Here is a 6,953-nt window from a genome sequence, read left to right on the forward strand (position 1 = left end):
ATGCTCATTATTGGCAAAAAGCTCTCGCCGTATGCCCTATTGTCCATATCGGGCCTGCTGGCAGCGTCTGATCAGGCCATAAAATGGCTGGTGCAGCAATCAATGGCCTATGGCGAGTATGTTTCGGTGACCCCGTTCTTTAACTGGGTGCACCTATGGAACTGGCAAGCCCCCGATACAGTAGACGCACTAAACGCAAATCTACAGGTGTTGGTAATGAGCGGATGTGGGTGCGAAGTTGAAATAAAAGACCAGTCTCAACGACAGGTTTTGTATTGGCTTTTGGGAATAAACGCGACAATGTTTGTTATAGAAATGGGGATCGGGTTGCTTGCTGATTCAACCGCATTAATAGCCGATTCACTTGATATGCTCGCCGACGCAGTTGTCTATGGTGTTGCCCTTTATGCTATTGGTAAATCGCTATTGCACAAAGCCAATGCGGCTAGAATTAGCGGCTTTTTTCAGATGGCACTGGGTGTGTTGATTATCATTGATATTGTAAGACGGTCAATTTACGGTAGCGAACCTGTATCGGGACTAATGATGGCTATGGGGGCAGTTGCACTGGTTGCTAATGTCATTTGTCTTGTGATCATACGCAAACAAAGAAATGAAGAAGTGCATATGCGGGCAAGCTGGATATTTTCAGCCAACGATGTGATTGCCAACTTAGGTGTTATCTTTGCTGGCGTTTTGGTGTTTTGGCTCGATTCTCGATGGCCTGATCTGGTTATCGGTGTGATAGTTTCGTGCGTTGTGTTGCGCGGGGCAAAAATGATCCTCGAAGATGCTGGAAATGAAAGACAGCGAGCGCTTAATGCGCAAAGTTGATAAGAAAATGCCAATTTTTAATTGCACATCAAAACTGCGTAGGTTGGCATGGCTACTTATTACTTTGCTCATGTGTCAATCGGGCTTTTCGTTCGCCGCTCAATGCGATGACTACCCTGCGGAGGTATCGTCAGTCCCTGAACAATCAAAGTCGATAGGCACTTATGATGTTCCCGAAAAAAATGTAAATGCTGGTGATAATACGTCGAGTGAAGAGTCTAAGTGTTTCCATTGTGTGCTGTGTCAATGTGGACAGATTAAGTTTCTGGCACAACACCCAATAAATGACGTATCTAAACCGTTATATACCAATCAATACAGTTATTCCCGCAACGTCACTGACGGCCTAGTCGAAGGCCTTTTGCGCCCACCTCAACATTAATCCATTCCCTCCTATATATTTGCATGGGTGCTTTCCATGTATGTCGTTATCTTATGAACAAAAGGTTCTTTTATGAGTTCTTCACGCCCATTGGGCATAAAAAAAGCTAGCTCAGCGTATCTGAAATTGATATCTGCTGCACTGGTAACCATGAGCATATCTGTTCAATCTGCCAATGCGCAAAAGTCTTCAATCACGCTTGAAAATGCGCAAAAGTCTTCAATCACGCTTGAAGATGCGCTCAAACGCACATTATCAAACAACCCAGATTTAGTTGTGTTCGAATTTAAATCTTCGGCTTTGGATGGTGAATCAAAAATGGCCAGCTTACGACCTGAAATGTCTGTTGGGGTTGAAGTTGAAAATGTGTTGGGAACAGGCGAAGTGTCTGGTATCAAAGATGCCGAATTGACACTGACCTTATCGTCGGTCATCGAGCTTGGAGATAAAGTCAGCGGCCGCATGAATGTGGTGAGTTCAAAAAAAGCACAACTGCTTACACAACGGCGCATTCGTACGCTGGACATCTTGGGTGAAACAACTCGACGATATATCAATGTCATTGTCCAACAAGCGTTGCACAAGACTGAGCAACGAGCTGAAATGCTGGCTCGCACAATGCTTCAGACAGTCTCTACACGGGTTGAAGCGGGGGCTTCTTCACCACTTGAGAAAAAACGTGCAGAGTCAGCGTTGTCGCAGGCGCGTTTGTCGTTATTGATAAGTGAACAAAAACTCAATGAGTATAAACGCGACCTGGCCATCATGTGGGGTGACACTAACGCTGCGTTTGCGGAAGTTGAAGGGACACTGTTATCGTTTCCAAATTCACTATCACTTGAACAAGTGCTTTCACAGCTTCAAAGCAATCCACACGTTCTGCTTTATGCTGATAACTATCGGGTACAAGAGGCCAGATTGAGAGTGGTTCAGGCCAGTCAGCAGTTCGACATTGCGTGGGAAGCCGGTATCCGAAGAATGCAGGGAATTGATGACACAGCGTTAGTCGCCAGTATTTCGGTGCCGTTAAATACCAAGCAGCGGAATCTAGGTGAATACGAACAACAGCGCGCATTGCTTGACAGTATAGACTATCAAAAACAAGCGAAAATTCGTGAACTCACTCGCCAATTAAATCAAGTCATTAGCGCAAAAGACCAAGCCTTGCTCACTGTTACGACCCTTCAAGACAATGTCGTCCCAACATTGGAATCTGCATTGAAATTGGCGCGGGATGGCTATGAAAGTGGTCGCTACAACTACATAGAGTGGGTGACAACGCAACAGCAACTCATAGATATGCAACGAACTATGATAAAAGCCGCAGGCTTAGTTCACCTTCGAAGCGCAGATCTAGAGGCACTTACGGGAATTCCCGTGTTTTCTGACTCTCCCTCGACGTCTGCTCAATCATCACAATGAATAGAGAAAAAATAATGAATAAATCACAATTTACATTAGTTACTAGCGCACGTGACTTGCTTGGCATGTTAGTCATGCTAGTTACTTTACTGTTTGCTTCTGTCGCCCTGGCTGATGATGACGATGAGGAAGCCGAAGAAAGACCCGAGTACGTAGTGTTATCTCAAGAACGGATGCTTGAACACGATATCGTGACTGCATCGGCCGCATCAGGAACATTATCGCTCACAACCAGAACCTTTGGGCGGATAGTTCATGATCCTGCGTCACTGAGTCATATTCGTGCCCGCTTCGACGGTGTTGTAAAACGTATCATGGTGAATATTGGAGATAAAGTAGAAAAAGGTGACACACTGGCAATCATTGAGTCAAACGAGAGTTTAAATCAATACTCAATCACCTCACCGATGTCTGGAAAAATCATAGCTAGACACGCCAATGATGGTGAGCTCACCAACGGTCAAGTACTGCTTTCTGTTGCTAATTACTCTCGCGCAATTGCTCAATTGGCTATTTTCCCCAAACAACGTACTCGTATTGCCGCTGATATGGAAGTCACTTTAAGGCTTGAGGAATTGCAGCAACAATCAAGTATAAGCCACATTACGTCCTCACCGGATGACAAACCCTATTCTATCGCGTTTGTGAACGTTAATAATGGCAGTGGTTATTGGCCTTTAGGCGCTATGGTAGAGGGTTATATTCAGATTGGTTTCCAAGAAGTCAATCTGGCACTCCCCAAAAGTTCAATACAAGAGTTAGATGGGCAAACCATTGTTTTTGTCAAAGAAGGGGAGCGATTTTACCCCCGCCAAGTAAAGCTTGGGAACACGGACAACCGTTTAGTAGAGATTGTGAAGGGCGTTCAAATAGGCCAGCAAGTCGTTGTAGAAAATAGCTATCTACTAAAAGCTGATTTATTAAAAATGGAGGCGGGCGATGATGACTAATTACCTGCGCATTTATTGTCAAAAGCAAAGCCAAGTCCATAAAAACGGTGAGGTGAGAACATGATAGCACCAATACTCCGTCTATCCATTGAGCGACGTGGTGTCATGATGTTGTTCGCCTTGTTTGTCGCCTTTTTTGGTATGTACAGTTACAAACAATTGCCGATTGATGCTGTGCCTGATATCACCAACGTGCAAGTGCAGATAAATACCGCAACCCCAGGTTACTCGCCTTTGGAGACTGAACAACGCATAACGTTTATAGTTGAAACCTCGCTGGCCGGTTTGCCTAATTTATCGTATACCCGCTCGATATCACGCTATGGCTTGTCGCAAGTCACAGTCGTGTTTAAAGAGGGTACCGATTTATATTTCGCACGAAATCTCGTCAACGAGCGTCTCACCGCCATCGCGGCGCAATTGCCAACAGGGTTAACCCCTGAAATGGGCCCTATCGCCACAGGCTTGGGTGAAATTTACATGTACTCGTTAAGTGCTGAGCCTCAGGCGCGACAGGACAACGGTCAACCCTATGATGCTATGGCATTAAGGGAGATCCATGATTGGGTAGTTAAGCCCCAATTGTCGCTTGTTGAGGGGGTGACCGAGGTTTATGCGATAGGCGGATTTGAAAAGCAATATCATGTGAATCCTAATCCAGTCGCAATGATAAACTTTGGGATAAGTACAGGTGACCTTCTCAGTGCGCTAGAACGCAACAATGCGAATCAAGGCGCTGGTTTTGTAGAACAAAATGGGCAACAAGTACTGATCAGATCGGAAGCCCAACTGAGGGGCATCGACGATATCGGCCAAGTGGTTGTTAAGATCATTGATGGCGTACCGGTAAAAATTCAAGACATCGCCCAAATCAACCTCGGTAAAGAGCTGCGCTCTGGAGCCGGCACGTTAAATGGCCAAGAAACAGTGATTGGCACGACAATGATGTTAGTGGGAGAAAACTCTCGTACGGTCGCCAAAGCTGTGGACAGTAAGCTCGAAACCATTAAAACAAGCTTACCCGAGGGCGTTATCCTTGAAGCGGTTTACGATAGAACAAGCCTCGTTGACAAAACCATCGACACAGTACAGAAAAACCTCGTCGAGGGCGCTTTACTTGTCATCGTTGTGCTATTCGTTTTGCTTGGGAATGTGCGAGCTGCACTTATTACAGCCGCTGTAATCCCCCTGGCAATGCTTGCCACGATATCGGGTATGGTCAAAACCGATGTGTCTGCTAACTTAATGAGTTTAGGCGCACTGGATTTTGGCTTGATTGTCGATGGCGCAGTTATCATTGTTGAAAACTGTATCAGGCGATTATCCGAATCCCAGAAGCAAAACGGCGCAACTCTACCGCTCAAAGAAAGACTGAATGTTGTATATGAAGCCACTAATGAAGTCATACGTCCCAGTTTGTTTGGTGTATTGATCATTACCATTGTTTATATCCCCTTGTTCACGCTCACTGGCGTCGAAGGTAAAATGTTCCACCCCATGGCAGCGACCGTGATAATGGCTTTGCTTGCCGCAATGGTATTTTGTTTTACCGTAGTGCCTGCGGCGATAGCGATTTTCATGAGAGGTAAAATTAGCGAAAAAGAAAACCCAATTATTATTGGTGCAAAGGCAGTGTATCGTTCTATTTTAATGGGCGCGCTGCGTTTTAGATGGCTAGTAGTAGTAGGTGCGAGTGCTTTGGTTATCGGCAGTCTATGGATGGGCAGCAAATTAGGCTCGGAGTTTATTCCTCAGCTCAATGAAGGTGATATCTTAGTACAGGCGATACGCATCCCTGGGACTGGGGTAGAACAAGCGGTTGAAATGCAAAAAGCACTTGAAGCGAAACTTATGCAGTATGAGCAAGTTCAGACGGTATTCGGTCGCACGGGTACGGGTGAGGTCGCTACCGATCCTATGCCGCCCAACATTACTGATACGTTTGTTATTTTGAAGCCTAGGGAACAATGGCCCGATCCATCAATGACTAAAGCCGAGCTAGTCGAAACGTTTGAAGAGGACTTGTTTACCTTGCCCGGCAATAATTATGAATTTACCCAACCTATTCAAATGCGGTTTAATGAATTGATCAGTGGGGTAAGGGCAGATTTGGGCATAAAACTATTTGGGGATGACTTAGATACCCTCTTTGCATCTGCTTCTGACATTTTGTCCGTTATTTCAACGATTGAAGGAGCTGATGACGCGAGGCTTGAGCAGGTAGAAGGCATTCCAATCTTCACCGTCACACCAAAGCCTGATCAATTGGCACGCTTTGGTTTGGATATAGCCGACTTGCAGTTATGGCTCAATGCTGCGACAGGTGGAGAAACCGCTGGAATGATTTTTGAGGGCGACAGACGCTTTGAAATTGTCGTGCGATATGCCGACGACATTCGAAATGAACTCACTCAGCTTGAGAGCGTTCCCATAGTCACGCCCTCTGGTGAGCATGTACCGATAAGCGAATTAGCCACACTGGCATTTAAAGAAGTACCTAGCCAAATAAGCCGGGAGAATGGCAAACGTAGTATTGTTGTCACAGCAAATGTGCGTGACAGAGATATTGGCACTTTTGTTGAAGAAGCTCAGGCGAGAATTAATGATGAAGTAGATTTACCTGCTGGTTATTGGCTCGACTATGGTGGAACCTTTGAGCAGCTCGAAAGTGCGAGTCAACGATTGACGATTGTGGTACCGGTTACGTTGTTTGTGATTTTGACAATGCTGGTAATTGCGTTTGGTTCTATACGCGATGCGTTGATTATCTTCACAGGTATCCCTTTGGCATTAACAGGCGGTGTAATGTCTCTTTGGTTAAGGGATATGCCTTTATCCATATCCGCGTCGGTAGGATTTATCGCGTTGTCTGGGATTGCCGTATTAAACGGATTGGTAATGCTGTCCTTCATCAAGCAACGTTTGCTAGAAACCGGAGAATTAGTGAATAGCATTGTTGAAGGGGCACTTATTCGTTTGCGTCCGGTATTAATGACAGCACTAGTGGCAAGCCTTGGATTTGTGCCCATGGCGCTCAATACGGGCATAGGTGCAGAGGTGCAACGGCCTTTGGCCACGGTGGTCATCGGCGGGATAATATCGTCAACCTTGCTAACACTGGTAGTGCTGCCTGTACTCTATCGACTCGTGCATAGTAAAGGGGATCAGTAGTGTTCTTGGGCATTTATTCGTAAATGCCCAAGTTTTACCTGAACGATTTTTAGGTACCTATTGACTCTTTATTAAGTATAGACTTTACAATCATATTCTGGGTAAGCGGATTAAATGGTTGATCTTACCTTTGCATGAGAGTGAGACAGACCGGCATCTCATCGGATTATCTGGTTGATGCTTCACCTACTGCT

The 6,953-nt window shown here is 45.4% G+C and carries 4 protein-coding genes; all 4 read left to right on the plus strand.

Annotated elements, in window-relative coordinates:
* Positions 1-216 precede the first annotated feature (216 nt).
* The 4 genes from BM334_RS12545 (at position 217) to BM334_RS12565 (ending at position 6,759) form a co-directional block, all read left to right on the plus strand.
* Entirely contained in the window at positions 217-834 is a 618-nt protein-coding gene (locus BM334_RS12545) for a cation efflux transmembrane domain-containing protein (RefSeq protein ID WP_015065928.1), read from the plus strand.
* Positions 835-1,306: 472 nt separating this feature from the next.
* Positions 1,307-2,638 (plus strand): TolC family protein, encoded by a 1,332-nt coding sequence (locus tag BM334_RS12555; RefSeq protein ID WP_241970925.1) that lies wholly within the window; start codon positions 1,307-1,309, stop codon positions 2,636-2,638.
* Between the two features lie 14 nt (positions 2,639-2,652).
* A complete protein-coding gene (locus BM334_RS12560; RefSeq protein ID WP_092842198.1) occupies positions 2,653-3,588 on the plus strand; it encodes an efflux RND transporter periplasmic adaptor subunit in 936 nt (311 codons plus the stop codon).
* Between the two features lie 60 nt (positions 3,589-3,648).
* Positions 3,649-6,759 (plus strand): efflux RND transporter permease subunit, encoded by a 3,111-nt coding sequence (locus BM334_RS12565; protein WP_092842201.1) that lies wholly within the window; start codon positions 3,649-3,651, stop codon positions 6,757-6,759.
* Positions 6,760-6,953: the final 194 nt, after the last annotated feature.

The sequence above is a fragment of the Pseudidiomarina donghaiensis genome, assembly GCF_900116895.1.
Lineage (GTDB): Bacteria > Pseudomonadota > Gammaproteobacteria > Enterobacterales > Alteromonadaceae > Pseudidiomarina > Pseudidiomarina donghaiensis.